Annotated in this window: 22 protein-coding genes and 1 tRNA gene; 14 read left to right on the top strand and 9 right to left on the bottom strand. The window is 59.0% G+C overall.

The annotated features are described in order from the left end of the window. The first annotated feature begins 13 nt into the window (after positions 1-13). From FIV03_RS17965 to FIV03_RS17950, 4 genes are all read left to right on the top strand, one after another. Complete coding sequence (locus FIV03_RS17965; RefSeq protein WP_152510508.1) at positions 14-1,216, top strand: FAD-dependent monooxygenase; 1,203 nt, start codon at positions 14-16, stop codon at positions 1,214-1,216. Between the two features lie 73 nt (positions 1,217-1,289). Further along, positions 1,290-2,033 carry a competence/damage-inducible protein A gene (locus FIV03_RS17960; protein ID WP_077292646.1) on the top strand — a complete coding sequence of 248 codons (744 nt, stop codon included), beginning with the start codon at positions 1,290-1,292 and terminating at the stop codon, positions 2,031-2,033. A gap of 15 nt (positions 2,034-2,048) precedes the next feature. Beyond that, positions 2,049-2,558, top strand: coding sequence for a xanthine phosphoribosyltransferase (gene gpt, locus FIV03_RS17955; RefSeq protein ID WP_023001067.1), 510 nt, complete (start codon positions 2,049-2,051; stop codon positions 2,556-2,558). Between the two features lie 247 nt (positions 2,559-2,805). Further along, the gene (locus FIV03_RS17950; protein ID WP_075282450.1) at positions 2,806-3,486 is read left to right on the top strand and encodes a L,D-transpeptidase; all 681 of its coding nucleotides are present in this window, start codon (positions 2,806-2,808) and stop codon (positions 3,484-3,486) included. Positions 3,487-3,546: 60 nt separating this feature from the next. Here FIV03_RS17950 and sfsA read toward each other — a convergent pair whose 3' ends face one another. Both sfsA and FIV03_RS17940 read right to left on the bottom strand, forming a co-directional pair. Then, positions 3,547-4,251 (bottom strand): DNA/RNA nuclease SfsA, encoded by a 705-nt coding sequence (gene sfsA / locus FIV03_RS17945; RefSeq protein ID WP_152510507.1) that lies wholly within the window; start codon positions 4,249-4,251, stop codon positions 3,547-3,549. Between the two features lie 62 nt (positions 4,252-4,313). Continuing rightward, positions 4,314-5,738, bottom strand: coding sequence for a TrkH family potassium uptake protein (locus FIV03_RS17940; protein WP_023001064.1), 1,425 nt, complete (start codon positions 5,736-5,738; stop codon positions 4,314-4,316). 453 nt (positions 5,739-6,191) lie between these two features. Here FIV03_RS17940 and FIV03_RS17935 point away from each other — a divergent pair, with 453 nt between their 5' ends. Continuing rightward, positions 6,192-8,333, top strand: a complete 2,142-nt coding sequence (locus FIV03_RS17935) for an EAL domain-containing protein (RefSeq protein WP_152511971.1) — start codon at positions 6,192-6,194, stop codon at positions 8,331-8,333. A 15-nt stretch (positions 8,334-8,348) separates the two neighbouring features. Here FIV03_RS17935 and FIV03_RS17930 read toward each other — a convergent pair whose 3' ends face one another. Then, positions 8,349-9,050 (bottom strand): MarR family transcriptional regulator, encoded by a 702-nt coding sequence (locus FIV03_RS17930; RefSeq protein ID WP_353622175.1) that lies wholly within the window; start codon positions 9,048-9,050, stop codon positions 8,349-8,351. Between FIV03_RS17930 and FIV03_RS17925 the strand changes: the two genes are divergently transcribed. From FIV03_RS17925 to FIV03_RS17915, 3 genes are read left to right on the top strand one after another with little or no spacing between them, the layout of a single operon-like run. Continuing rightward, positions 8,931-10,685: an N-acetylglutaminylglutamine amidotransferase gene (locus tag FIV03_RS17925; RefSeq protein ID WP_353622174.1), complete on the top strand. Its 1,755-nt coding sequence runs from the start codon at positions 8,931-8,933 to the stop codon at positions 10,683-10,685. The two genes, FIV03_RS17930 and FIV03_RS17925, sit on opposite strands and share 120 nt — an antisense overlap. A gap of 2 nt (positions 10,686-10,687) precedes the next feature. Beyond that, a complete protein-coding gene (gene ngg, locus FIV03_RS17920) occupies positions 10,688-12,469 on the top strand; it encodes an N-acetylglutaminylglutamine synthetase (protein ID WP_152510505.1) in 1,782 nt (593 codons plus the stop codon). Next, complete coding sequence (locus FIV03_RS17915) at positions 12,466-13,638, top strand: osmoprotectant NAGGN system M42 family peptidase (RefSeq protein WP_152510504.1); 1,173 nt, start codon at positions 12,466-12,468, stop codon at positions 13,636-13,638. The genes ngg and FIV03_RS17915 overlap by 4 nt, the downstream gene beginning before the upstream one ends. Positions 13,639-13,662: 24 nt before the next feature. On the opposite strand, the gene FIV03_RS17910 is transcribed toward FIV03_RS17915, so the two are convergent. The 4 genes from FIV03_RS17910 to FIV03_RS17895 form a co-directional block, all read right to left on the bottom strand. Next, complete coding sequence (locus FIV03_RS17910; RefSeq protein WP_152510503.1) at positions 13,663-14,337, bottom strand: class I SAM-dependent methyltransferase; 675 nt, start codon at positions 14,335-14,337, stop codon at positions 13,663-13,665. Further along, positions 14,334-15,167 (bottom strand): phosphonate ABC transporter, permease protein PhnE, encoded by an 834-nt coding sequence (gene phnE, locus FIV03_RS17905; RefSeq protein ID WP_152510502.1) that lies wholly within the window; start codon positions 15,165-15,167, stop codon positions 14,334-14,336. Before phnE (FIV03_RS17905) ends, FIV03_RS17910 begins: the two co-directional genes overlap by 4 nt. Then, positions 15,160-15,912, bottom strand: a complete 753-nt coding sequence (gene phnC, locus FIV03_RS17900) for a phosphonate ABC transporter ATP-binding protein (protein WP_209009696.1) — start codon at positions 15,910-15,912, stop codon at positions 15,160-15,162. Before phnC (FIV03_RS17900) ends, phnE (FIV03_RS17905) begins: the two co-directional genes overlap by 8 nt. Positions 15,913-15,974: 62 nt before the next feature. Further along, entirely contained in the window at positions 15,975-16,847 is an 873-nt protein-coding gene (locus tag FIV03_RS17895) for a PhnD/SsuA/transferrin family substrate-binding protein (RefSeq protein WP_152506341.1), read from the bottom strand. Positions 16,848-17,145: 298 nt separating this feature from the next. Here FIV03_RS17895 and phnC (FIV03_RS17890) point away from each other — a divergent pair, with 298 nt between their 5' ends. From phnC (FIV03_RS17890) to phnE (FIV03_RS17875), 4 genes are all read left to right on the top strand, one after another. Continuing rightward, a complete protein-coding gene (gene phnC, locus FIV03_RS17890; protein WP_152510500.1) occupies positions 17,146-17,967 on the top strand; it encodes a phosphonate ABC transporter ATP-binding protein in 822 nt (273 codons plus the stop codon). 89 nt (positions 17,968-18,056) lie between these two features. Next, positions 18,057-18,968 (top strand): phosphonate ABC transporter substrate-binding protein, encoded by a 912-nt coding sequence (gene phnD, locus FIV03_RS17885; protein ID WP_152510499.1) that lies wholly within the window; start codon positions 18,057-18,059, stop codon positions 18,966-18,968. A 168-nt stretch (positions 18,969-19,136) separates the two neighbouring features. Then, complete coding sequence (gene phnE / locus FIV03_RS17880) at positions 19,137-20,051, top strand: phosphonate ABC transporter, permease protein PhnE (protein ID WP_152510498.1); 915 nt, start codon at positions 19,137-19,139, stop codon at positions 20,049-20,051. A gap of 2 nt (positions 20,052-20,053) precedes the next feature. After that, positions 20,054-20,911 (top strand): phosphonate ABC transporter, permease protein PhnE, encoded by an 858-nt coding sequence (gene phnE, locus FIV03_RS17875; protein WP_152510497.1) that lies wholly within the window; start codon positions 20,054-20,056, stop codon positions 20,909-20,911. 218 nt (positions 20,912-21,129) lie between these two features. Here phnE (FIV03_RS17875) and FIV03_RS17870 read toward each other — a convergent pair whose 3' ends face one another. Next, entirely contained in the window at positions 21,130-22,305 is a 1,176-nt protein-coding gene (locus FIV03_RS17870) for an alpha-D-ribose 1-methylphosphonate 5-triphosphate diphosphatase (RefSeq protein ID WP_152510496.1), read from the bottom strand. A 362-nt stretch (positions 22,306-22,667) separates the two neighbouring features. Further along, positions 22,668-22,753 (bottom strand) — tRNA-Leu (locus tag FIV03_RS17865). A 220-nt stretch (positions 22,754-22,973) separates the two neighbouring features. Between FIV03_RS17865 and map the strand changes: the two genes are divergently transcribed. Both map and radC read left to right on the top strand, forming a co-directional pair. Beyond that, on the top strand, positions 22,974-23,804 hold the full coding sequence (gene map / locus FIV03_RS17860; RefSeq protein WP_152510495.1) for a type I methionyl aminopeptidase: 831 nt from the start codon (positions 22,974-22,976) through the stop codon (positions 23,802-23,804). A 66-nt stretch (positions 23,805-23,870) separates the two neighbouring features. Then, positions 23,871-24,584, top strand: a complete 714-nt coding sequence (radC, locus tag FIV03_RS17855) for a DNA repair protein RadC (protein WP_152510494.1) — start codon at positions 23,871-23,873, stop codon at positions 24,582-24,584. Positions 24,585-24,689: the final 105 nt, after the last annotated feature.

The following is a 24,689-nucleotide window of genomic DNA, read 5'->3' as shown; positions in this document are numbered from 1 at the left end:
TATTGGTCTGTCCATGAGCACGAATGGTGAGACCGGTCTTCCGATCATTATTGCCGGCGCAGGGATTGGCGGTCTTACGGCCGCCCTTTGCCTGCATGCTCAAGGGCATGACATTGTCCTCATGGACAGGGCTCGGCAACTTTCGGAAGTTGGCGCCGGCCTTCAGCTCTCACCCAACGCCTGCTCGGTGCTCGATCAGCTTGGCTTGCTGGAAGACCTCGCTCCACATGCCTATGCCCCGGATTTCGTAAAAATCTTCTCGGCAAAATCTGGCGAAGAGCTCGCCAGGGTGACCATGGGCACTTTCCTGAAGGAGCGACACGGCTATCCTTTCTGGGAAATCCACCGGGCAGATCTCCAGCGTGTGCTTCTGGAGAAGGTCCAGTCCAGTGACGGTATCTCCCTCCGCCTTTCAAGCGAAGTTATCGATCTGGAATCCTCGCCCTATGAGCATCTGACCTGCGTGTTCCAGGATAATGAGATCTCGGGAAACCTTCATTGCAGGGCTCTCATTGGCGCTGATGGGGTCTGGTCCAAGACCAGACGACTCATTCCCGGACATGAAGACGCTCATTACAGCGGCCAGGTCGCCTACAGGGCCACGGTTCCGATCGATGCGGTGCCCGAGCGCTGGCGCCGCGATGCCGGCCTCTGGTTCCACAAGAGCGCCCATCTGGTGCATTACCCGGTTCGTGGCGGTCGGGAACTGAACATCGTCGGGCTGGTCGAAGAGGCCTGGGAGGACGAGACCTGGTCAGCAAAGGCCAACAAGGAAACCCTTCTGAAGATTTTCCGGGATTGGCCAACGGAAGTTCGCAATCTCCTCACGATCCCTGACGCCTGGTTGAAATGGGCCCTGTGCAGCGTGGACGCTGGTGGCCCGTGGACCCATGGCAATATTGCGCTGATCGGTGATGCCGCCCATGCGATGCTGCCGTTCATGGCGCAGGGGGCGGCAATGTCCATCGAGGACGCAGCGATCCTGGCTGAGCATATGCCTCAGGACGTCGAAAACATCCCCGCTGCCTTCAGGGCGTTTGAGCGGCAACGCAAACAACGGGTACAGCACATTCAGGGTATTTCTTTCAGAAACGCCCGCACGTTCCACTACGGCGGCGCGATGGCCTTTGCCCGCGACACCGTTTTGCGCCTGTCGAAACCAACCAGTCTGGCAGCCAGGTTCGACGATATTTATGGCTGGACTCCCGGGCAATAGACCCGCTTTCGCTTGAGCCCGGCGTCAAGCTGGGATAAAGCCAATCCCCATCCATGTGTCAGGGAGTGTGAAGATGACCGGTCAGAGGGCAGATGACGTTGTAACCGCTGCGTTTCTGGTCATCGGGGATGAGATCCTGTCCGGCCGCACGAAGGACAAGAACATCGGCTTCCTCGCCGACTACCTGACTGCGCTTGGCATTGACCTGAAGGAAGTGCGCATTGTTCCGGACGAAAAGCCGGAAATCATCGGTGCCGTCAATGCGCTGCGGGCGCGCTACGACTACGTGTTCACGTCCGGCGGCATTGGCCCGACGCACGACGACATCACGGCCGAAAGCATCGCCGATGCCTTTGGTGTTGCGCTGAACCTTGATCCACGCGCTGTCGCAATCATGGAACCCCACTACCCGCCGGGACAATTCACTCCGGCTCGCCAGCGGATGGCACGAATCCCCCAAGGCGCGGACCTCATCGAAAACAAGGTTTCGAAAGCACCGGGCTTCCGGATCGAGAACGTCCACGTGATGGCAGGCGTGCCGTCAATCATGCAGGCGATGATGGACGCGCTTGCGCCCTCGCTGAAGACAGGCAAGAAGATGCTGTCGGAAACCGTTGCCGCAGACATGCCTGAAAGCCGCATCGCCGAGCGCCTCGCTGCCATTCAGGACGCGCATCCGCAAACATTGATTGGCTCTTATCCAAGAGCGACGGACGGCAAGTTCACCACACAAATCGTGATCCGCTCGCGGGACGAGGCGATACTGATGGCTGCGGTCAGGGATGTCGCGGAAGCTGTCGCCGACCTGTCGGGATAATCTGAAGGACTAGAAATGGAAAACCCAGCCCAAGACAAAGCATTCCCCGTTTCCTGGGACATGTTTCACAGAGATTCCCGCGCACTTGCCTGGCGCCTTTCTAGCGAAGGTGAATGGAAGGCGATCGTCTGCATCACCCGTGGCGGACTGGTACCGGCCGGGATCGTTGCGCGTGAGCTTGGCATCCGCACCATCGAAACCGTCTGCATTGCGTCCTATCACGACTACGACAGCCAGGGTTCGCTCAAGGTCATCAAGCCGATCGACCCGAAGGTCATCGACCTGGAAGACGGTGAAGGCAGCGGTGTTCTGGTGATCGACGATCTGGTCGACACCGGCAAGACCCTGAAAGTGGTTCGTGAAATGCTGCCGAAGGCACACTACGCGACTGTTTATGCAAAGCCGGTTGGCGTGCCCATGGTCGATACCTTCATCACCGAAGTATCGCAGGACACCTGGATCTATTTCCCCTGGGACATGGGCTGGCAGTTCCAGCCGCCGCTTTCGAAAGAAACCGCAGGCTGATCCAGACTTCGCGAACTTTTGAAGGTTCTGGCACGTTTCCGCTGGAACCCTGTTTGTAAATCGACAATCGACCGGTCAGGCATCGCGTTTGGCCGGTCTTTTTGCGTCTGCCTTCAAGTCAATCCGGCCAGATCTCTCGGCTCGCCGAAACAAAAATTTAGCAAATCAGAACTTTGTCGCCTGTCATGCGTTTCCTCTCCGAAAACTTAGTCGTTACACGCTACGAAAGCCGATTTCGGAAAACGGAATGCTCAACAGACGTTTGTTCCTCGCCTCCGCTGCTGCCGCTCTTGTGACCGGCTGCGCATCCAGCCAAAGAACCGGACAACTTGCAGGACCTGGTTACCCAGCCGATGGCCTGGGAAGAGCTGTGCGCATTTCACCCGAGTACCTTCAGATGTACCGGGCAATGCCGGAAGAGCCCTACCCTATTCCGGCAGTGGATCTGTCGAAGATCGATCCGGTCTACTACCGCCAACTGGTGACCTATGCCGCTCCCGAACCGGCGGGCACGATCATCGTTGATACGCCCAACCGGTTTCTCTACCTGACCATGGAGGGCGGCCAGGCAATGCGGTATGGCGTCGGCATCGGCCGGGAAGGATTCGCCTGGGGTGGCCGTGCGCGCATCGCACGCAAGGCTGCCTGGCCCAAGTGGACGCCGCCGGCTGAAATGATCGACCGTCAGCCAGAACTGGAGAAATACAGGAACGGCATGCCGCCGGGTCTCGACAATCCGCTGGGTGCGCGAGCTCTTTATATCTTTGAAGGCAATCGCGACACGCTCTACCGCCTGCACGGCACGTCGGAAACCTTGTCCATTGGCAAGGCCGTGTCGTCCGGCTGCGTGCGCCTGCTCCAACAGGACATTATAGATCTTTATAACCGTGTGCCGAACGGCACGCCGATTGTCGTGCGGCAGGCGTAACAGCTGCCGCACAATTTTGCTTGCCTTGGCTTAGCTTAGCTTGGCTTGGCTTGGCTTGGCTCAGGCGATGATTTCGACCGGCTTGACTGCATCAATGCCGTCCAGCCGGACATCGCAGCCGATTGCAAAGGCCTCCACTCCGGCTCGTCTGGCTTCGGCAAAGGCGGCTGCATAGGCAGGGTCGATGTCGTCCGCAAGGCTCATCCGGCTGCAATCGGGCCGCTGGACCAGAAACACCATTGCCGCGCGGTGCCCCTCGGCCACCATGTCGCCCAGTTCCACAAGATGCTTGGCCCCGCGGGCGGTGACACTGTCCGGAAATTCAGCAAGTCCTGCTTTACGCATCAGGTGGACGTTCTTCACTTCCACGTAGGTCTTCGCGCCGTCTGCACCTTCCAGCAGAATGTCGATACGTGAGTTCTTGCCGTATTTCACTTCACGGCGCAGCGTCTGGTAGCCTGTAAGTCCGGCAATACGCCCTGCCTCCAACGCTTCTTCCACCAGCTTGTTGGGATGCGCCGTGTTGATGCCGACCAGAGCTCCGTCGGCCTCGATCACTTCCCAGGAATACTTGAGCTTGCGTTTCGGGTTGTCCGACGCAGACAGCCAGACACGAGATCCTGGCTCCTTCAAGCCGAGCATCGAGCCCGGGTTGGCGCAATGGGCCGTGATCGCACCGCTATTGTCGTCCAGAAGAACATCGGCAAGGAAACGCTTGTAGCGCTTGACCAGACGGCCACTGACAAGGGGCGCGGAAAACTTCATGGCAGATCTCTCTCGTGCAGATCAGGGCCGGACGGCCCCGTTCGTTCAGGTGAGCTTAAAGGTCACTTTGACCAGAAATCCGGATCAAGAAGAACCAGGATTGTGAACAGCTCAAGGCGGCCGACCAGCATGGCAAAGGATAACAGCCACTTGGCGCCATCCGGCAGCGGAGCAAAATGCCCTGCCGGGCCGATGACCGGCCCCAGGCCCGGACCGACGTTGCCCACGGATGTTGCCGCGGCGGAGATGGCGGTAACCAGATCCAGATCGAAGAAGGACAAGGCAACGGTGATGATGCCCACCGACCCCATGTAGACAACAAGGAAGGCCAGAACCGAGAAGGACAGTTCAGGCGTCAGTCTTGTTCCGCCGTATTCTTCCGACATGATCCGGTGCGGGCGCACCATGCGGCGCAGGTGCGCGCGGACAGTACCGAAGAACACCAGGAAGCGGAAAATCTTGATGCCGCCGGTCGTTGAACCGGTACAACCGCCAACGAACATCAGCAGCAGCGCGATCCCGACAACCGGCGCGCCCCATTGCGAATAGTCGCCCAGCGCATAACCGGTTCCAGTCACGATGGAAACCACGTTGAAGGTGGCCCTCAACAGCGCCTCATCGAATGGAAAGTGCATGTTGAGGCCGAGATAGACGGTCAGCGTCAAAGCCACGACAGCCAGAAACCCCAGCAATGCCCTCACCTGCGGATCTCGCCAGAGCTGCAGCGGATGACCGCGCAAGGCCTGGACGATCAGCACGAACGGCAACGCACCGATGATCATGAAAACGATCGCAACCCAACCGGAGGCCGGATTGGTAAAATAGCCGAAGGATTGATCATGGGTGGAAAAGCCGCCCGTCGCGATCGTGGTCAGGGCGTGATTGAAGGCATCGAACAGCTCAATCCCCGTGACCAGATAGGCAACGATGCACAGGAATGTCAGGAACAGGTAGGCAAGGCCGATCAGCCGGATCAGTTCAACCGACCGGCTGACGATCTTCTCGGACCGGTCGGAGTTCTCGCTCTGGAAAAGCTGCATACCGCCGATCCTCAGAAACGGCAGCAGCACGATGGCCATAACGATGATACCGACGCCGCCCATCCACTGCATCAGCGACCGCCAGACCAGAAGGCCCGGCGGCAGACTGTCGATGCCGGTCAGAACGGTGGACCCTGTGGTGGTGAACCCGGAAACCGCTTCGAACACCGCATCCGCATAGCCGATGCCAAGCCACAGAAACGGCAGCGCGCCGAAGGCCGGCAAGGTCGTCCAGGCAAGCGTCGTGAGAACGAAGGTCTGCCGCGTGTCCAACCCCTCGCGCAGCGATCCGCCGACGGCAAGTGACAACAGCATGCCGATCATGCCGGTCAGAAGTGCGGAAAAGACAAAGGCCTGCCAATCGGCATTTTTCTGGGCAACGTCCACAATAGCGGGAATGAGCATGGCAGTTGCCAGGCCGACGTACAGAAATCCGAGAACATTCAAAACTGGTCTGAGAGAAATCAACTATCAGTCTTCCCGAAAAACGCTGTGTCGGTCGGCCGTTCCGCGAATTGCCGCACCAACCACTCGTCCTAACGCCTTTCTGCCGATTTTCCAATGGCTTTGGCGCGCGTTCCCCGGAAGATGACGGGGATGACCATCCAAGTCTCGGTCAACAAAAGACATGTCTCACACCGCCAATAGAGCTTGTCCTTCCAATTCTGGAACCGCCAGGCGAAGTTGGTTGGCGTCAGTGCACGGGCACGCTACGCAGGAACAGCGCGGGAAACCGCCAAGTTCTTGAGCCTTGTTCAGGATTTCGTAGCGAATAAGAATTACCTTTACGTGCTAATTGCCAATCCAGCTTCCTATACGTGAAATTGACAAGGATTTGGTGCAATAGAACGGCTCGGACTACATTCGCTTGTATTCAGGATCAGCCTCACCCTTGTGGCGATGGTGCTTTGCAGCATCGGGCTGGTCTCAGGGCTTGCCTATCTCGATTTGTCCAGAAGCACGCAGGAAAATGCCACCATCAGGCTGGACCGGGCCGCACGTGCCGCAGCTTCAATGCTGCATTACGGCACGAATGAAAGCTTCAAACCGGTTTTCGCCGATAGTGGAGAGCCGATCGTCATTCGCGTTTCCGAAGCTTCCGCCAAAGAATTGCTCCAGCCAAGCGAAAAGCTGGACGGCTTGATCGAAACCATTGGCAACACCAATCAGGGCGCGGCCAATTTGTTCAGCTGGTCGAGCGAGACCAGATCCTTCGACCGCTTCGCCACCACCTTCAGCCATCCCAAGGGTGAGCGCCCGCCGGCTTTTTCCATCAGTGAAGGCCATCCCGCATTTGCCAGTCTTTCTGCAGGCCAGCCATTTGCGGGCAATGTTCCGGTCCAGGGCAGGTTCCGCCTCGCCTATCTGACGCCGATTGTCACCGACGGCGGTAAGCTTGCCGGTGCAATCGCTGTTGACGTCGGCTGGACAGACGACCTGACATTGGCAGAAAACCGACTGAAGACACGCATGGCCTCAGCAGCCATTGTCATCCTGTTTGCTGTCATTCTTGTTGGTGGATTGTTTCTGCGTTTCGAATTGCGGCCATTGCGCCGCCTGGCAAAGACAGCGGATGAACTGGCCACCGGCACACAGCCAAAACGCATTCCCTTCACGGACCGGCGGGACGAGATCGGTGATCTGGCGCATGGTCTGGAGAGGGTCACCGATCTGCAGGACAAGCTTCACAAGCTTGCCTATACGGACCCCGTGACCACCGCAGGCAACCGTGCCAGATATTTCTCGGACCTGAGCGAAGCCTTGCAACGGGCAAGGTCCGGCACCTATTCGGCCTCACTGATCCATCTGGATTTCAATGGCTTTGCCAAGGTGAACGACACCTTCGGCCAGCAGGTAGGTAACCGGGTCCTGTTACAGGCCTACGCACGTCTTGCAAATATCTTCGGCCCAAGCGCACAGATTGCTCGAATTTCGGCAGACGATTTCTGCATTCTCCTGCCCTTCGACAGCAAGGGCGCGATTGCAGAAGACTACGCGGTGCAGGCAATCGACATGTTGTCCGTACCCTTCCAGCTGGAAGAAGGAGAAATCCGTGTGGAACCAAGCATCGGCATAGCCCTTTTGCCGCAAGATGCAGAGGACGCGGAAACGGCTCACCGTATGGCAGGACTTGCCTTGCGGGCAGCAAAGCGGAACGCAGGTGCACGATATGAATTCTTCTCTCCGCCCCTGAACGACCGCGTCCAGAGTGAAATGCTCACGGAAACGCTGCTGCGGGCCGCACTTCAGACCCGCCAGCTCGTATTGCATTATCAGCCCCAGGTTTGCCCTGACGACGGCCGTCTCATTGGCCTGGAAGCCCTGCTTCGCTGGCCACACGAAAAACGCGGCCTTATCCCGCCGGGAGAGTTCATTCCGATTGCGGAAAAGACCGGGCTTATCCTGGACCTTGGCCAATACGTTCTGGAATCGGCGTGCAAGCAGGCTGCAGAGTGGCGTCAGGCCGGTTTCGAATTCGGTCAGGTTTCCATCAACGTGTCACCGCTTCAATTCCGCCAATCAAACTTTGCCGACACAGTTCGCCAGACCCTGAACAACCATGGCCTGCCTGCAAGCTACCTGTGTCTTGAAGTGACGGAAAACGTCTTTGTCGACACCAGGGAACAACTGGTTCTGAACATCCTTTCAGAACTTCAGCAGATTGGTGTCCAGCTTTCCCTGGATGATTTCGGCTCGGGTTACTCTTCCCTGAATTATCTGCACCGGCTGCCATTCCAGGAACTGAAGATCGACCGAGCCTTCATTTCCGGAGCGGATACGCACCCGCAACGCGAACAGCTGTTTGAGGCGATCGTTCGGCTTGGACGCAGCCTGGGCTTGCGTGTGATAGCGGAAGGCGCCGAGACTGCAGGAGAATTCGCGCTGACAGTGACCCATCACTGCGACGGTCTTCAGGGGTATTATTGCTCCCCGGCCGTGCCGGCAAACCTCATTCAGTCGCAGCTGCAGAGCTTCAGGGCGACCTTGAAAGCGTCCGGCATCAAAAGCGACAACGACCGGTCCTCCAAGAAACGAGCCTGATCTTGCCCGGGTGTCTTACCCCGAGAGCTTTCCCGTCATCAGGATGGGAGCTGCATCCAGCTTGTGCGCATTCATCATTTCGGCAATCTGCTCGATTGAAGAAACGAGGTGCGTCCGGTCCTCGGCATTCAAATCATCGAATTTTCGCACGAACTCTTCATGCAGAAGGCCAGGCAGGTTTGAAGCCACCTCTTTTCCACTTTTCGTCAGCTTGGCATGGACGATTCGCCGGTCCGAGACGGATCTGTAGCGCTCGACAAGACCCTTTTCTTCCAGCTTGTCGAGAATGGTTACCACGGTCGCCGAACTCAGGTCAGCGTTGTCCGAAAGGGCTTTGGTCGTCACCTCACCCAGATCCCGAATCCCTTGCAAAACAACGATTTGCGGGATCGTGAGCCCGGTCAGTCTGGACACTTCTCTGGAGCGCAAGTCAATGGCCCGGACGATCTTCCGGATAGCCTTGACCACTTGCGATGCCTGCATCGCCTGCATTATTACACCTCTATTAATTTGAACTCTAATGATTAGACCTCTATATAATGCACGTCCAGTTACAAAACGGAGATTTTTTTCAATATGTGCGGCATTTGCGGCGAAGTGGTTTTCAATGGCAGTCAGGCAGACGTTGTCCGGGTCAGCCGGATGGCGGACGCCATGGCGGCGCGCGGCCCCGACGGTATGGGTGTAACGCAGCGCGGCCGGGTCGCCTTTGGCCACAGGCGCCTGAAGATTATTGACCTAAGCGAACGTGGTACGCAGCCAATGACCGACATGGCGCTTGGCCTGTCCCTGGTCTTCAACGGCTGCATCTACAATTATCAGGAACTGCGATCCGACCTGATTGGCCGCGGCTATTCGTTCTTCTCCACCAGCGACACCGAGGTCATCCTCAAGGCCTGGGCCGAGTGGGGCAAGGATTGCTTTTCCAGGTTCCATGGCATGTTCGCCATCGCCATACACGAACATGACAGCGGCCGCATTCACCTTGCCCGCGACAGGTTCGGCATCAAGCCGCTTTACCTGAGCGAAGCGAACGGGCGTCTTGCCTTTGCCTCCTCCCTGCCTGCACTTCTGGCAGGCGGTGGCATCGACAAGTCGATCGACCGGGTGGCGCTGCATCACTACATGAGCTGGCACGCTGTCGTTCCCGCGCCGCGCACGATCCTGAACGGCGTGCGCAAGCTGCCCGCGGCCACGGTGCGGACGCTTGAAGCTGATGGCAGCTCTTCCGAGCACACCTATTGGGAACCGCGTTTTGAAAAGACCGCGGAAGATCTTGCCCGCAGCGCCGACGACTGGCGCGACGAAGTCCTGGAGAGCCTGCGCACAGCCGTTCGCCGCCGCATGGTGGCCGACGTGCCTGTCGGCGTTCTCCTGTCCGGCGGTGTCGATTCCAGCCTGATCGTCGGCCTCCTGGCCGAGGAAGGTCAGAAGGGTCTTGCGACCTTCTCCATCGGCTTTGAAGAGGCCCATGGCGAAAAGGGCGACGAATTCCAGTATTCGGACCTGATTGCCGAACACTACGGAACAAATCATCAGCAGATCTTCATCCCCTCCTCCGAGCTTCAGGAAAACCTGCCCGGAGCGATCAAGGCGATGTCCGAGCCGATGGTCTCCTATGACAATATCGGCTTCTATCTGCTGTCACGTGAGGTTTCCAAGCACATCACCGTGGTCCAGTCCGGCCAGGGGGCCGACGAAGTCTTTGCCGGTTACCACTGGTATCCGAAGCTCAGCGGCTCAAACAGTCCGGTTTCCGATTATGCCACGGCATTCTTTGACCGGACCGAAGCACAGATGACAGAGGCTGTTTCCCCCGCCTACCATTGTGCCAGGGATGAAAGCCTTGCCTTCGTCGAAGAGCATTTCGCCCGCTCCGGCGCTGCCGATCCGGTCGACAAGGCCCTGCGGCTCGATACCAACGTCATGTTGGTGGATGACCCCGTCAAGCGTGTCGACAACCACTCCATGGCCTGGGGCCTTGAGGCGCGCGTTCCGTTCCTCGATCACGAACTGGTCGAGCTCGCCGGACGCATTCCTGCCGAGTTCAAGCTCGCACAGGAAGGCAAGGGCGTGCTGAAGGAAGCTGCGCGCAAGGTCATTCCGAGCGCCGTCATCGACCGTCCGAAGGGCTATTTCCCGGTGCCTGCGCTGAAATACATCCAGGGTGACTATCTCGACATGGTGCGCGACACGCTTTCCAGTCAGGCCGCCAGGGAACGAGGCCTCTTCAACGAGGTTTACCTGCAGAAACTGTATGCCGACCCGACCAAATACATCACGCCTTTGCGTGGTTCAGAGCTTTGGCAGGTTGCGCTTCTGGAAATGTGGCTGCAGGCACAGGAGGTCTGAACATGGCCGAAAATGAACCTTCGCGACCGAAAGGCGCGTTTGACCACCGCTTGAAGCGCATGCGCCAGCATGGGCTCAAACCGGAATACCGGCTGGACGAGACGGAAGCCCAGAAGAACCGGTTCATCGATTGCGGCTGGGGACGGCTGGTGTTTGCCAACACCTATGGCGAAACCGAGAAACTGGTCGAGGTTCTGCGCAACGAGCGACCGGACAGACGCGACATCGCATTCTATGTACGTGATCCGCATGTGCTGGTCGGCTCGGCCCCGCAGGAGCTGTTCCTTGACCCCTCGCATACGTTCCGCCTGGACCTCGCGACCTACCGGCCGGCGCGCAATCGTCGCAAGGGCTTTACGGTACGGCGCTTGTCTTCCCGCAGTGATGCGGAGGCGATCAACGAACTTTATCTCACCCGCGGCATGGTGCCGGTGCCGCCGGAGTTTTTCTGGTCGCAACTCGATCCGCGCACCATTACGGTACTCGTGGCGGAAGAAGACGAGACCGGGGTCATCGTCGGCACGGCAATGGGCGTCGACCACAGCCGGGCCACCAATGATGCCGATCTCGGCAGTTCGCTCTGGTGCCTTGCGGTTTCCCCGCAGGCCCGGTTTCCGGGCATAGGGGAAGCCCTGGTCCGGCGCATGGCGGAGGTCTTCAAGGGCAAGGGCGCACCGCATATGGACCTGTCGGTGCTTCACGACAACGAACTTGCCATTGGCCTTTACGACAAACTTGGCTTCGAGCGGGTTCCCTATTTCACCATCAAGCGCAAGAACACCATCAACGAGGCCCTGTTCGCCGGCCCTGCCGTTGAAGACAAGCTCAACCCTTACGCCACCATTGTCGTGAACGAGGCACGGCGGCGCGGTATCCAGGCGGAGATTATCGACGCGGAAGGCGGCTTCTTCCGCCTGTCCTACGGGGGCCGTTCGGTCGCCTGCCGGGAATCCTTGAGCGAATTCACCAGCGCCGTCGCCATGTCCATCTGCGACGACAAGGCCACCACGCGCCGGATCGTCGAAAGGGCCGGTGTAAACGTGCCTGACCAGATCCTGGCAGGATCCGCTGATGAGATCGCCGCGTTTCTGGACCAGCACGGTTCGGTTGTGGTCAAGCCTGCGCGCGGTGAACAGGGCAAGGGCATCGCCATCGGACTGACAACGACCGAAGACGTCATGGCTGCGGTCGATGTTGCCCGGACCTACTCCAACGATGTTCTGGTGGAGGAATTCGTGACCGGTCAGGATCTGCGGCTTGTAGTGATCGACTACAAGGTAGTGGCGACCGCCTTGCGCAAACCGGCCGAGGTCACCGGAAACGGCAAGGCGACGATTGGAGAACTGATCGAAATCCAGTCTCGCCGCCGGTCTGCGGCAACAGGCGGGGAATCCAGGATCGAAGTGGACGACGAGGTTCTGCGCTGCCTCACAGCCAACGGCTTTCAGCTGGAAGATATCCTGCCCGAAGGCAAGACCTTGCCGGTCCGCCGTACGGCCAACCTTCATACCGGCGGCACCATTCATGATGTGACTGGCGAAACCCATCACACCCTGATCGAAGCCGCGATCAAGGCAGCGCGCGCAATTGAAATTCCGGTGACAGGCATTGACTTGATGGTCAAAGACCCGCGACAACCGGAGTACCGCTTTATCGAGGCGAACGAGCGGCCGGGGCTTGCCAACCACGAACCTCAGCCAACCGCAGAGCGCTTCGTGGACTTCCTGTTTCCCCTGTCGGTGCCTCAACCCGTCAGGACGACCTTGAACCGGGCCGGAACATGACCTTGCTGAATATCGATATTTCCTATTTGAGCGATCGACTGAAGGAACTTCTGAAAATCCCCAGCCCGACGGGCTATACGGACGAAATTGTCCGTCACGTTTCCAAGGAACTGGAGGCGCTGGGGGTGTTTTACGAAATTACCCGCCGTGGCGGTGTTCGGGCGAGAGTGTCCGGCAAGTCGCGCCGTCCCGCGCGGGCCTTCGTATCGCATCTCGATACGCTTGGCGCTCAGGTAAAATCGCTGAAAGACAACGGCCGACTGGAGCTGGTGTCTATCGGCCACTGGTCCGCCCGCTTCGCGGAAGGAGCCCGCACGACGATCTTTTCCGAAAGCGGCGCCTACACCGGCACCATCTTGCCGCTGAAGGCTTCGGGGCACACCTACAACACTGGCGTGGATGAACTTCCGGTCGGCTGGCCCTATGTCGAACTTCGCGTAGACGCCTATTCCAAGTCGGTAGACGACCTGCACCGGCTTGGTATCGACGTCGGCGACTTTGTTTCCATAGACCCGGCGCCGGAGTTCCTGGAAAACGGCTTCATCGTTTCCCGCCACCTCGACAACAAGGCAGGTGTTGCGGTGATGCTGGCGGCGATCAAGGCGCTGGTGGAATCCGACATCGAACCGACGGTCGACGTGTTCTGGCTGTTCACGATTGCAGAGGAAACCGGCCATGGCGCCCAGTCCATCCTGACGCCAGACATCGCGTCGCTGGTTGCCATCGACAATGGCACCACTGCCCCTGGGCAGAATTCGGACGAATTCGGGGTCACCATTGCCATGGCGGACCAGACCGGACCGTTCGACTATCATCTCACCCGCAAGATGGTCCAACTCTGCCGGGACAACGACATCAAGTTCCAGAAGGATGTCTTCCGCTTCTATCGCTCGGATGCGGCAACCGCCATCGAGGCGGGGGCGGACGTGCGCACGGCGCTGATCACATTTGGTGTTGATGCCAGCCACGGCTATGAGCGCATTCACATGCACGCGCTGCGCTCGCTCGCCGAACTGGCGACCGGCTATGCTCTCAGCCCGGTTGAAATCCAGCGGGACGCCCGCGAGTTTGCGGACCTCAGGGGCTTTACCCGTCAGCCGACCGCCGATGCCGACCAGACACTCAATCCGGAGACGGACGAACCGCTGCCGGAACCGGCGGGCGAATAACGCCCGCCGCTGAGACCGGCTCGTTCAGCGGTTGAGTTCCGCGATCATGTGCCAGTGCCACGACCCGGGCTTTGTATGCACCTTGTCTTCCAGGTAGCTCAGCTCAAACCGGTCGAAAAGCGAAACCAGCTCACCCGCATTGCAATAGAAATGCGGGTGATCCTTGTCGTCGTCGCCCTCACGAACCCACGTGTCCGCGGCAATTTCCGTCCCGATCCCGAAGTTCGCGTTGCGCTTTGACAGCATGGTTCCCTGGTAGATCCCGCCAGGTTTCAGCACCCTGGCAATCTCGGAAATGGCTGTACGGACGATCGACGGATCACCGTGATAGATCACGTTGAAGGACAGGACATAGTCGAAACTGTCGTCCTCAAAGGGCAGCGACGTCATCGGCGCCAGATGTGTCGCGATCTCCATACTTTCCAGTGCCGCGCTCTTTTTCAGCTCGGCCAGTCCGGCTTCGGAAAGATCCATCGCGTGGGTCTCGAACCCGGCGCGGGCAAAGGAAAGCGCATGTCGGCCGACCCCGCAGCCCAGATCCAGGGCCTTTACCGGTCCCTGCTTCTGAAGTTTTTCAATCAGACCGGCAACGTCCGCCTCCGGACGCAGCCAATCCGCTCGGCCTTCTTCTGTCTGCCAGCGCTTGTCCCACGCGAGATGGGCGGTATCGGTTTTTTCCAGAGTGTGTGTGTCGCTCATTGAGACGATCCTTCCAGTATCCGGCTGCGGGCGATTGTGCCGAGCCGCTCAACACAAAGAACCAGCACGAAGATCATCAGGATGATGGTCATCGCGAGCTGGTAGTCGAAAAAGTCCATGGCCACCTTGAGTTCGATGCCGATGCCCCCTGCCCCGACAAGACCGAGCACGACTGAGGACCGGGTCGCCTTTTCAAGCGCGAACAGCGAGGTGGTGATGAAGGAGGGCATCGCGGCAGGTACCACCGCACAGAAGATCGTGTCGAAACGCCCTGCACCGGCCGCTGTTAGCGCCTCGGTTGGTCCTTTCTCCACGTCCTCCATGGCTTCAGCGAAGAAGCGTCCGCAAAAACCGATGGTGTCGACGGCGATCGCAAGCGTACCCGCGAATGGGCCAAGTCCGACCGAAATGACAAAGACCAATGCCCAAACCAGATCCGGCACCGTTCTGAAGAGGGCGACCAGCAAGCGGGCAAAGGTATAGACAGCCCGGGACAACATCGACGGCCGCGTCAGGCCTTTCGCGGCCAGGATCGCCAACGGCAGGCTGAGGACGATGCCGATAAGTGTGCCCGCAAGCGCCATCTGAAACGTTTCCAGCAACGCCTTTGACAGTTGCGGCAACCTTTCCAGTGAGGGCGGCCACGCCCTCGACAGGAAGTCGACCAGCGCCGGACCGCCAGAAACCAGCGCGGAAAACGACCAGCCGGCCCCCTGAAACGACCAGACAACGAAGGCCAGCAGCGCGACATAGGCGACAAAATGAAATGCACCCGGGCGTTCGAACCGATCCGGCATGCGGGAGCGTTTCAATGTCAGGAGATCAGCCATAATGCCTCCCCAGATCCGCAACACTCAGGTTGCTGCTCTTCTCGTCCAGAACGACTTCCCCCTGCCGGATCGCAAGGACCCGATCGGAGTAGGCGAGCGCCTGTTGCACGTTGTGCGAGGTGAACAGGAGCGTGATCCCCTCCTCCCTGGTGAGTTGGCGGAAGAGGTCCATCACCTCCTGGCCGGCAACCGGGTCAAGGCTGGCAACGGGTTCGTCCGCGACGATCATTCTGGGCTGCTGCATCAAGGCTCTGGCGATCGCAACCCGCTGGGACTGACCGCCCGAGAGCTGGTCTGCCCGTTTCAATGCATGCTCCGCGAGTCCGACCCTTTCGAGGCACGCCATAGCCCGGTCACGCAATGCCGTTTTGGCCAGAAACTGCGACCAGCCGCGCATGCCACCCGTGCGGCCAAGGTTGCCATGGATTACGTTGGTCAAAGCCGAAACACGAGGCACCAGGTTGTGCTTTTGAAAGACAAAGCCGACCTCGGCGCGAACCCGCCTGAGTTGGCGCTGTCGTGCCGTCGAAATGTCTTCACCGAACAACAGAACCGAACCGGCTTCCGGCTCGATCAGGCGCAGCGCGCAGCGCAATGCGGTCGATTTTCCGGCACCGTTTGAACCGATCAAGGCAACCGCTTCCTCACGGTCCACGGAGAAGGAAACTTCGCGCAGCACGCTACGGTCCTTGCCGAAAGTCTTGCAAAGGCCTTCGACCTTCAGGTCACACGGCGTCTCCGTCACGGGCTGTCGGGCTGGGACCGCCGGCGCAATTGCGCCGGCGGACTGGAGCAGAGGCTGCGCCATTATTCGCCGATGAACTTGTCGTATTGCGGAAAACCGGCGGTGGTGTACATGGACCGCACCAGGTCGTAGGCACCATCTTCGATCGCCACCAGATCCATGCCCGAATACTTGTCGTTTTCCTCGTGCTGCAGGATCGCGGCGATGATCGACTTCTTGTTGTCGAGGATCGCCTGGCGCAGGCTCTGCGCTGTCGCGGGATCGACATGGGCTCCGGCCATGATCATGTCGTTCGGCAGATCGCCGGAACGGGCGATCACCCGGAAAAAGCCGTTCGGGACGCTGTCATCCTTGTTGCGGGTGCCAATCCACGAATTGTGATTGATCCCGATGGCGGCAACATCACCCTTCTTCAAGGCTTCATGCGCAATGTTCCGCGAAGTATGCAGCTTCTCGATGTCCTTGACCGGATCGACGCCATAATCGGCCATCAGCTGCATCGGGCACAGCATGTTCGAGGTGGAACCGATATCACCAAAGGCTACCTTCTTGCCCTTGAGGTCGGCCGGCCGCGTGAAACCGCTGTCGGCTCGTACGACGACGGCACAGAAGTAATCCGGGCGGCCAAGACCGATAAGCGGACGGGCTTCGGTCAGTTTGTTGATCACGATGTACTCGGCAGGGCCGGTTACGACGAAGTCGACGCGTTTGGCGCGCAAGGCTTCAGCCGCCGCGGTCCGGCTGGTAACCGGGAAAAACTCGAAGGTGTGGTCTGTTGCATTTTCAAGGGCGTTCTTGAACGGCCCCCATTCAACCTGCAGCCGCTCCAGGCCCTCCACATCGGTAACGGCCAGTTTGAACGTGTCGGCCAGGGAAGAAGACAGGGAAACGGCAAGAACGGCAGCCGCGAGTGCGGCTGATTTCAAAAAGCGCATGACAGGAACTCCTCAGACAGCCGAAACAAAGCCGGCAAGGCAAAAGAAGCGTAACGACAAGCGCGCTGCGGAACGTGACTGTATTATGTAAATTTTACGAAATTTACATCAGAGAAAGACGGATCTACGAACCAGAAATTTTCTATGTCTTCGAACCTCCAGACAAATCTTGATCTTATTTGTTTTCCGGCAAATTTTCTCGATGTCTCTGTCGTAAAACTTCATAAAAGTATAATCGTATAGACATCTGTTCTCGGCACATGTCTGCTAGTTCGCTCTCCGTTTTTCGGAGGGCCCGATGCTGGTCATTGAGCAATTATCTAAAGTCTTTGGAGACCTGACCGCGGTGGACAGTGTCTCCCTTGCCATTCCCAAGGGACAGATGGTCGGCGTGATCGGCCGGTCCGGTGCCGGCAAGTCCACGTTCCTGCGCATGATCAACCGGCTGGCCGACCCCAGCCGGGGGACGATCCTCAACGAGGGAAAGAACATCACGGCCCTGAAGGGCCGCGAACTGCGGCTTTGGCGCGCGTCCTGCGCCATGATCTTTCAGCAGTTCAATCTCGTCGAGCGCATGGATGTGCTGACCAATGTCATGGTTGGCCGCATCGCCCACACAGGGTTCCTGCGTTCCATGACGCGATCCTTTACTGACGAGGACCGCGCCCGCGCTATCGAGGCCCTGGACCGGCTGGACCTTGTGCCCCAGGCACTGCAACGAGCGGGAACCCTTTCCGGCGGGCAGCAGCAGCGCGTCGCCATCGCCAAGGCGCTGGTGCAGAACCCGCGCATCATGCTGGCCGACGAACCGATTGCTTCACTCGATCCGGCCAACGCCAGCCGTGTGATGGACGCCTTGCGCGAAATCAACCGGACGGACGGTCTTACGGTGCTGGTCAACTTGCACACGCTCGACACCGCCCGTGCCTACTGCGACCGGATCATCGCAATGAAGGACGGACGCGTTCAGTTCGACGGCACGCCGGACACCCTGACCAGCGAGAGGGTTCGGCAGATCTACGGAACCGACGATCTTTCCGGTGACATCAACGAAGCAGTCACCTCCACCTCCCTTTCGACAACCACTTCCCGGCCACCGATGAAGGCTGTCGGGTCCTGACCTTCGCGAAGCGGATCATCCGCTCTCGCTCTTGAAGCGGCCTTTGCCGCGCAAATCGCCGGATCTGCCGGCACCAAAGGAGACTTGAGATGAAGGCCATTTTTGCAGCAGCCGTTTCCGCTGCCGTTCTTGCAGCCTCCCCGGCCGTGGCGGACAGCTGGAAGGACCAGTACAAGACAGTCAAGTTCGGCATCCTTTCCGGTGAAAACGAAAAGGACCGGATCGCCCGTTACACACCTTTCGAAAAGTACCTGGAGAACGAACTCGGCGTCGATGTCGAAATCTTCACCGCCGGATCCTATGACGGCGTGATCCAGGCCATGGCGGCCGACCAGATCGAATTCGCCTTCTTCGGTTCGTCTTCCTATGCCGCTGCCTACACCGAAACCAACGGCGGTGTGGTTCCGCTTGTCTCCCGCCTGCAGAAGGACGGTTCCACCGGTTATTTCTCGGTCGTCGCCGTGCGTTGCGACAGCGGCTACAAGACCCTTGAGGACCTGAAGGGCAAGACACTGGCTTTTGCCGATCCTGACAGCACGTCCGGTTATGCCGTGCCTTACTTCAACCTCAGCAAACAGGGCTATGAACCGAAAACCTATTTCGGAGCCATTCCCTTCTCCGGGGCCCATGAAACCGGTGTGCTTGGTGTCTACAACAAGCAGTATGACGCTGCCGCTACCTACATCACCAACGAGGAAGACGGCATTCCGCAGCGCATGGTCACCAAGGGCATGATCGAGAAGGACGCGATCTGCACCATCTGGAAGTCACCGGAAATCACTTCCGGTCCGCTGGCTGCCCGCAGCAACCTGCCTAAGGGCCTGATCGATGCCATGCGCACCGCGGTCATGGAAATCCCGGAGAAGGACACTCTGGCCTTCATCGAAATGACCGGCGGCGAAGACAGCACCCAGGAAGCGTGGATCGAGGTTGATCACGACCGTTACCAGTGGATCGTCGAAATGCGCGACTGGCTGAAGAAACAGCGCCGCGGCGGCTGACTTTTCGGAGCGAGGGAGGAGACCGGCTGATCCGGGTATCTCCCGACAACCCGACCATTGTCATCCCGGGCGGCACTTCGCGTCTCCCGGGATGACGCCAGGAAAAACTTGTGGCGCAGAAAGCTGCTGCGTCAGCGCTTCCTGCCCAAAATCATCGGAACTAGAGGCATGACAGTGCTCTCCCCTGCCATTGACCGGTTTGAAATCGATTATGCTGCCGCCCGCCGGTCAGCCCTCCGGGTAAACCTCGTCTCGACTGCGATCTTCGCACTCTGCTTCTTCGCAACAGCGTGGTTAGGCGGTTTCTTCGACATGACCGACGTCACCCTGCCCGATGGCGACCGCGTGTCCATGTGGAAGATCTGGGCAGGTTTGCCACGGCTTGGAGAGTATCTCTACAAGACCCTGCCGGAGCTTCACCGCGAGACACTCGGGGCGGATCTTGCCGGTTGGTTCTGGCGCTGGAAGGTCTGGCTCTGGCTGCTCCTGGAAACGATCCTGATTGCCTATATGGCGACATTGCTTGGCATCGTCGGTGCATTTCTTCTCAGTTTCCCGGCGTCACGGAACCTCTCCCCCAACTGGCTGGTTCTGAACGTCACCCGCCGGTTCCTGGAAATCATCCGGACGGTTCCGGATCTCGTCTGGGCACTCATTTTCGTTTTCTGTTTTGGTGTCGGCCCGCTGGCCGGTGTTCTCGCCATCGGTCTTCATGCCACCGGCGCTCTCGGCAAGCTCTATTCCGAAGCCAACGAAAATGCCGACATGCGCCCGCTCGAAGGCATCAAGGCGTCGGGTGGCACCTGGTTCGACCAGATCCGCTACGGCATCGTGCCCCAGGTTGTCCCGAACATCATCAGCTACACGCTGCTGCGGTTCGAGATCAACGTTCGGTCCTCCTCCATCATCGGCTTCGTCGGCGCAGGTGGTCTGGGCCAGGAGATCCGCGTGGCAATGTCCTTGCAGGAATACACCGATCTTTCGGCCTTGTTCCTGATCGTCTTCCTCACCGTGATCGTCATCGACATGCTGAGCGAAAAGGTGCGTCATCGCATCATCGGCCTGACCGGAAAAGGCATCTGACCATGACCGCGCAATCTCCAGATATCGCCCGCGCCAGAACGCTCGTTCCAGGCGCCTTTTCAACACCGCTCCGGACGCGCCTGATCCGTCTCGCCGGTTGGTCGGCTTTCCTTCTTTTGACCGGCTGGTGCCTGTGGGATTTCGGCTTTGCGCCTGAAAAACTTCTTCACGGGGCGACCCGCTTTGGCGATGTGCTCGCCTTCATGTTTCCACCCCACATCTGGACAAGTTGGGCGGAATGGCAGGAAGTTCTGAAGGGCCTGGGAGAAACTGTCGCCATGGCGTTCATGGGCACGCTTCTGGGAGCCCTGGTTGCGTTTCCACTGGCATTCCTGGGCGCCAAGAACATCCTGCCACTGTCCTGGCTCCGGCTTGGTGTCAGGCGCGGTTTCGACGCCCTGCGGGCGATCGAACAGCTGATCCTCGCGCTCGTCTTCATCCGCGCCTTCGGCCTCGGGCCGCTGGCAGGCATTCTGGCCATCGCGGTTTCCGAAGTCGGCACGTTTTCGAAGCTCTTTTCGGAAGCCATAGAGAACACCAGTCAAAAGCCGGTTGAAGGCGTGCGCGCTTCCGGCGGCGGCAGCCTGCAGACAATCCGCTTTGCGGTTCTGCCGCAGGCCCTGCCGGTGATCCTGTCGATCATCCTCTACAATTTCGAATCCAACACCCGCACCGGCACCATCCTGGGCATTGTCGGCGCCGGAGGCATCGGCTTCCTCCTCGCCGACCGCATCCACGCCTACCGCTGGCCGGAAGCCTGGACGATCATTTTCCTGATCATCTTCATGGTCTACCTGATCGACGGCTTCTCCGGCTTCCTGCGGCGGCGGATCATCGGCGGGGAACCGGGGCGAAAGTGATTTTCACCTGGGGAAGAAGCAGCGTTTTTCTCCTCCCGCCGAGTTTCCTTTTTCCGCTGCATGCCTCCCAATCAGCAAGACCTCGGAAAATCCTGATCAGCGCCTCATACTCACCTCGGAAACGGCATGGATGCCATGGCTTGACCATGGCATCCAGGCCGTGACCTCACCACACGATCGGTCCCCAAAAAAGCAACGCCCATCGAACAGTCGAATGATCAGAGCACCCGCTGTCCGTTCCGCCAGGCCTGCTTGATGAAGGGATGTCCGTTGAGGACGCCAACGTGAAGCAGGTCGGCGCGTTTACCTTCTGCGATCTCGCCTCTGTCTGACAGTCCGGCAACCTCGGCAGGCGTTTTCGAAACCATCCGGATAGCTCGCGGAAGGTCGGCGTGGAACGCATCGTCCAGCCCCACAAGAAACGCGCAGTCGAGCAGCGAGCGCGGGACGTAGTCCGAAGCCAGGATGTCGACGAGATCTTCCGCCAACAGCGCGCTGACCGCGATATTGCCCGACTGGGATCCGCCGCGAATGACGTTAGGCGCACCACCGACGACGTGCATTGCGTGGCTCTTGGCCTTGCGGGCTGCCTCCAGTGTGCACGGAAACTCCGAAACGCTGATGCCCTCGCCGAGGGCTTCGTCGATGTGCTCGAGTTCCGTATCGTCGTGACTGAGCAGCGGCAGCTTGTGAGCATGCGCCAGCGCGACCACAGCCGGACGGACCTTCGAGCTGATTTCGTCGGAGAAGTTCAACAGTTCCTGCGTCTCACGCTCGGCAACGGCACGTGTTTCGCCCGTGTCGGCCATGCGGCGGTGAATATAGGCCTCGACGTCCTTGCTCTGGCGCCGGCCCGGCAGGTGTTCCATCACCGACACCATGCGCACGATGTCCTTGCCGATGTTTTCTTCCGTCAGACGCGTCGTCTCGCCATCTGTAATCTCGCAGCGCAGGTGCACCAGATGTTCCGATTTGAGCATGCCTCCGGACTGAAGCGTTTCCAGGGCGTCGATCATCGGGGCCAGGATTTCGCGGCGTTCCGGGTTCTTGATCGTCGCCCCCACGCAGAGGCTGTCGAACACGGTGGTGATGCCGCTGCCGATGATCTGAGCATCATGGGCCATCGCCGCTCTGAGCGGATCCCAGCGCACATGTGCACGCGGAAAGACATGCTTTTCGAAGTGGTCGGTGTGAATGTCGACCAGCCCCGGCAGCAGGTAATCACCCTCGAGATCGACCCCGGCTTGCGGCGCGCTGCCCTGGTCCACCGAGACGATCCCGCTTTCGGAAAAGGCAATGTGACCACTGACGACTTCATCGGCGAGCACCAGCCGGGCGTTTTTCAGAACTGTCAGGGCACTGCCGGAGGGCACGCGATTGTCGGCATAAGTCATGGAAACTCCTTCCGGCGAGCAGGTCGAACGAATTCAAGGATGGCCCGGTAGCGGACCGCAATGAGATATGACACCGCGAGAGCGGCGGTGAACTGGGGCCGGAAGCAAACGCGTTTCCGGTTGATCGACCGATGATCTAGCGCTCTTTCGGGCGCTAATTGTGACAGTCGTTCAACGGATCCGTGACAATCCGGAAAAATCTGCAGATTGCAGGCGAAGAGATGGATTAGCAGGGTCGGACACAAAATCTGCGCTCAACCGGCTGGAAAGGCAAGAGCACAGGGAAGAAGGACAGGTGCGAAAGGGAACCTCGAACCAGGCCGCCGCTCAAGCGGGCCAAAGGCCGGTAGCGCCACAAACCATGGTGCGGGCGACGGGACTCGAACCCGTACAGCCTAGGGCCGAGGGATTTTAAGTCCCTTGTGTCTACCAATTCCACCACGCCCGCTTTTCCCTTCCCCTAGCTCTCCTGCCCGAAAAGCGCAAGAAGGCACTGCCGCTTTTCAGCGCATAGGCGGGAAGTTTCCACGTCAGCCTGATTTTGCGGGAACAGAAGCTGGAAAATAGGCGCTTTGGGCGGTATGAGAACAGGTAACGGATAATTGGTGCCGAACGGGGCCTTGTGGGCTTAGAATGGCACCGGATAATTGTGAGACACGGTAAACCCCATGGTCAGCTATATCGACGCTTCGGAAGCCCCTTTGAAAAACACGGGTCAGGTACGTTTGTACGGCCCTGAAGATTTTGAAGGCATGATGCGCGCCGGACAGCTGACAGCTGCCTGTCTGGACGAGCTGGCCGACATCGTCAAACCGGGCACGACCACCCAGGAAATCGACGACTTCGTCTACCAGTACGGCATGGATCACAACGCCATTCCGGCGACGCTGAACTATCGCGGCTACACCAAGTCCTCCTGTACGTCGATCAACCATGTCGTCTGTCACGGCATTCCCAACGACAAGTCCCTGCGCGAGGGCGACATCGTCAACATCGACGTGACCTTCATTTTGGACGGATGGCACGGCGATTCCAGCCGCATGTATCCGGTCGGCCAGTTGAAGCGCGCTGCCGAGCGCCTGATCGATGTGACCTATGAATCGCTGATGCGCGGTATCGAGGCTGCCAAGCCGGGCAACACCACCGGAGATATCGGTGCTGCCATCCAGACCTTTGTCGAGGCTGAACGCTGTTCGGTCGTGCGCGATTTCTGCGGGCACGGACTTGGCCTTCTGTTCCACGACACCCCCAACATCCTGCATTACGGGCGTCCTGGCGAAGGTGTTGAACTGAAGCCGGGCATGATCTTCACCATCGAACCGATGGTCAATCTGGGCCGCCCACACGTGAAGGTTCTCAGCGACGGCTGGACGGCTGTCACGCGGGACAGATCCCTGTCCGCCCAGTTCGAACATTCCATCGGCATCACGCCTGAAGGCTGCCAGATCTTCACCACGTCCCCCAAAGGCATCCACAAGCCGGGCCTGCAGACGGACTGATTGTTCGGCCTGAGATCCGTTTACCGGCGATGCGCCGTCATCTGACAGCGGCTGACGCAGGAGCTCATGAAAGAGACGACGACCGCCAGTGAAGCACCGGCCTCAACCGGCAGCGACCACAAGGGACACCGCCAGCGGCTGCGGGAACGATTTCGTAAAACGGGCGAGCAAGGTCTCGCCGATTATGAACTCCTGGAATTCCTGTTATTTTCCGCCCTGCCCCGCCAGGATACCAAGCCGATCGCCAAAGCACTGCTTCAGCGCTTCGGTTCCTTCCCGGCAGCCCTTGCCGCCCCTAGGGAACGGCTCAAGGAAATTCCGGGGCTGTCCGACATCAGCATAGATACGCTTCAGGCGGTGCATGCATCGGTCATCCGCTTTCACAAGGCCGGGCTGGAAAAACGGCAGGTGCTCGACAGCTGGCAGAAGGTCATGGACTACCTGCAGGTTTCCATGGGGCTTGCCCCGGTAGAGCAGTTCAGGATCCTGTTTCTCGACAAGAAGAATGCGCTTATCGCAGATGAAGTTCAGCAGACGGGCACGGTCGATCACACCCCGGTATATCCACGCGAAGTGATCCGGCGTGCCCTGGAGCTTTCGGCAACGGCCCTGATCCTTGTCCACAATCACCCGTCGGGCGATCCGACCCCATCGCGCGCCGACATACAGATGACCAAGAAAATCGTCGACATTGCCGGCCCACTCGGGATCGAGGTGCATGACCACATCATCGTTGGTCTGCGTACAAACGTCAGCTTCCGCAGCTTACAGCTGATTTGAGCTGCTCGAGCAACGGACAGGCAAAGTCTTGGAGCCCGTACAGCTAAGCTCTTTAAGACTGTTTGCAAAACCGGATCGGGAATTTTGAGACTTTACCCTTAATTT

Origin of the sequence: Labrenzia sp. THAF187b (genome assembly GCF_009363375.1) — a bacterium.
Classification (GTDB): Bacteria; Pseudomonadota; Alphaproteobacteria; order Rhizobiales; family Stappiaceae; genus Roseibium; species Roseibium algicola.
The sequence above is the reverse complement of the archived record's forward strand: the minus strand, read 5'-3'. Positions and strand labels throughout refer to the sequence as shown.

Coding starts and splice junctions, on each gene's coding strand:
- FIV03_RS17960 (WP_077292646.1), top strand. CDS start 1,290: ATGACCGGTCAGAGGGCAGATGACGTTGTAACCGCTGCGTTTCTGGTC.
- radC (WP_152510494.1), top strand. CDS start 23,871: ATGAAAGAGACGACGACCGCCAGTGAAGCACCGGCCTCAACCGGCAGC.
- FIV03_RS17935 (WP_152511971.1), top strand. CDS start 6,192: ATGGTGCTTTGCAGCATCGGGCTGGTCTCAGGGCTTGCCTATCTCGAT.
- phnE (WP_152510498.1), top strand. CDS start 19,137: ATGACAGTGCTCTCCCCTGCCATTGACCGGTTTGAAATCGATTATGCT.
- gpt (WP_023001067.1), top strand. CDS start 2,049: ATGGAAAACCCAGCCCAAGACAAAGCATTCCCCGTTTCCTGGGACATG.
- sfsA (WP_152510507.1), bottom strand. CDS start 4,251: ATGAAGTTTTCCGCGCCCCTTGTCAGTGGCCGTCTGGTCAAGCGCTAC.
- FIV03_RS17870 (WP_152510496.1), bottom strand. CDS start 22,305: ATGACTTATGCCGACAATCGCGTGCCCTCCGGCAGTGCCCTGACAGTT.
- map (WP_152510495.1), top strand. CDS start 22,974: ATGGTCAGCTATATCGACGCTTCGGAAGCCCCTTTGAAAAACACGGGT.
- phnE (WP_152510502.1), bottom strand. CDS start 15,167: ATGGCTGATCTCCTGACATTGAAACGCTCCCGCATGCCGGATCGGTTC.
- FIV03_RS17895 (WP_152506341.1), bottom strand. CDS start 16,847: ATGCGCTTTTTGAAATCAGCCGCACTCGCGGCTGCCGTTCTTGCCGTT.
- FIV03_RS17950 (WP_075282450.1), top strand. CDS start 2,806: ATGCTCAACAGACGTTTGTTCCTCGCCTCCGCTGCTGCCGCTCTTGTG.
- phnE (WP_152510497.1), top strand. CDS start 20,054: ATGACCGCGCAATCTCCAGATATCGCCCGCGCCAGAACGCTCGTTCCA.
- phnD (WP_152510499.1), top strand. CDS start 18,057: ATGAAGGCCATTTTTGCAGCAGCCGTTTCCGCTGCCGTTCTTGCAGCC.
- FIV03_RS17915 (WP_152510504.1), top strand. CDS start 12,466: ATGACCTTGCTGAATATCGATATTTCCTATTTGAGCGATCGACTGAAG.
- FIV03_RS17910 (WP_152510503.1), bottom strand. CDS start 14,337: ATGAGCGACACACACACTCTGGAAAAAACCGATACCGCCCATCTCGCG.
- ngg (WP_152510505.1), top strand. CDS start 10,688: ATGGCCGAAAATGAACCTTCGCGACCGAAAGGCGCGTTTGACCACCGC.
- FIV03_RS17965 (WP_152510508.1), top strand. CDS start 14: ATGAGCACGAATGGTGAGACCGGTCTTCCGATCATTATTGCCGGCGCA.
- phnC (WP_152510500.1), top strand. CDS start 17,146: ATGCTGGTCATTGAGCAATTATCTAAAGTCTTTGGAGACCTGACCGCG.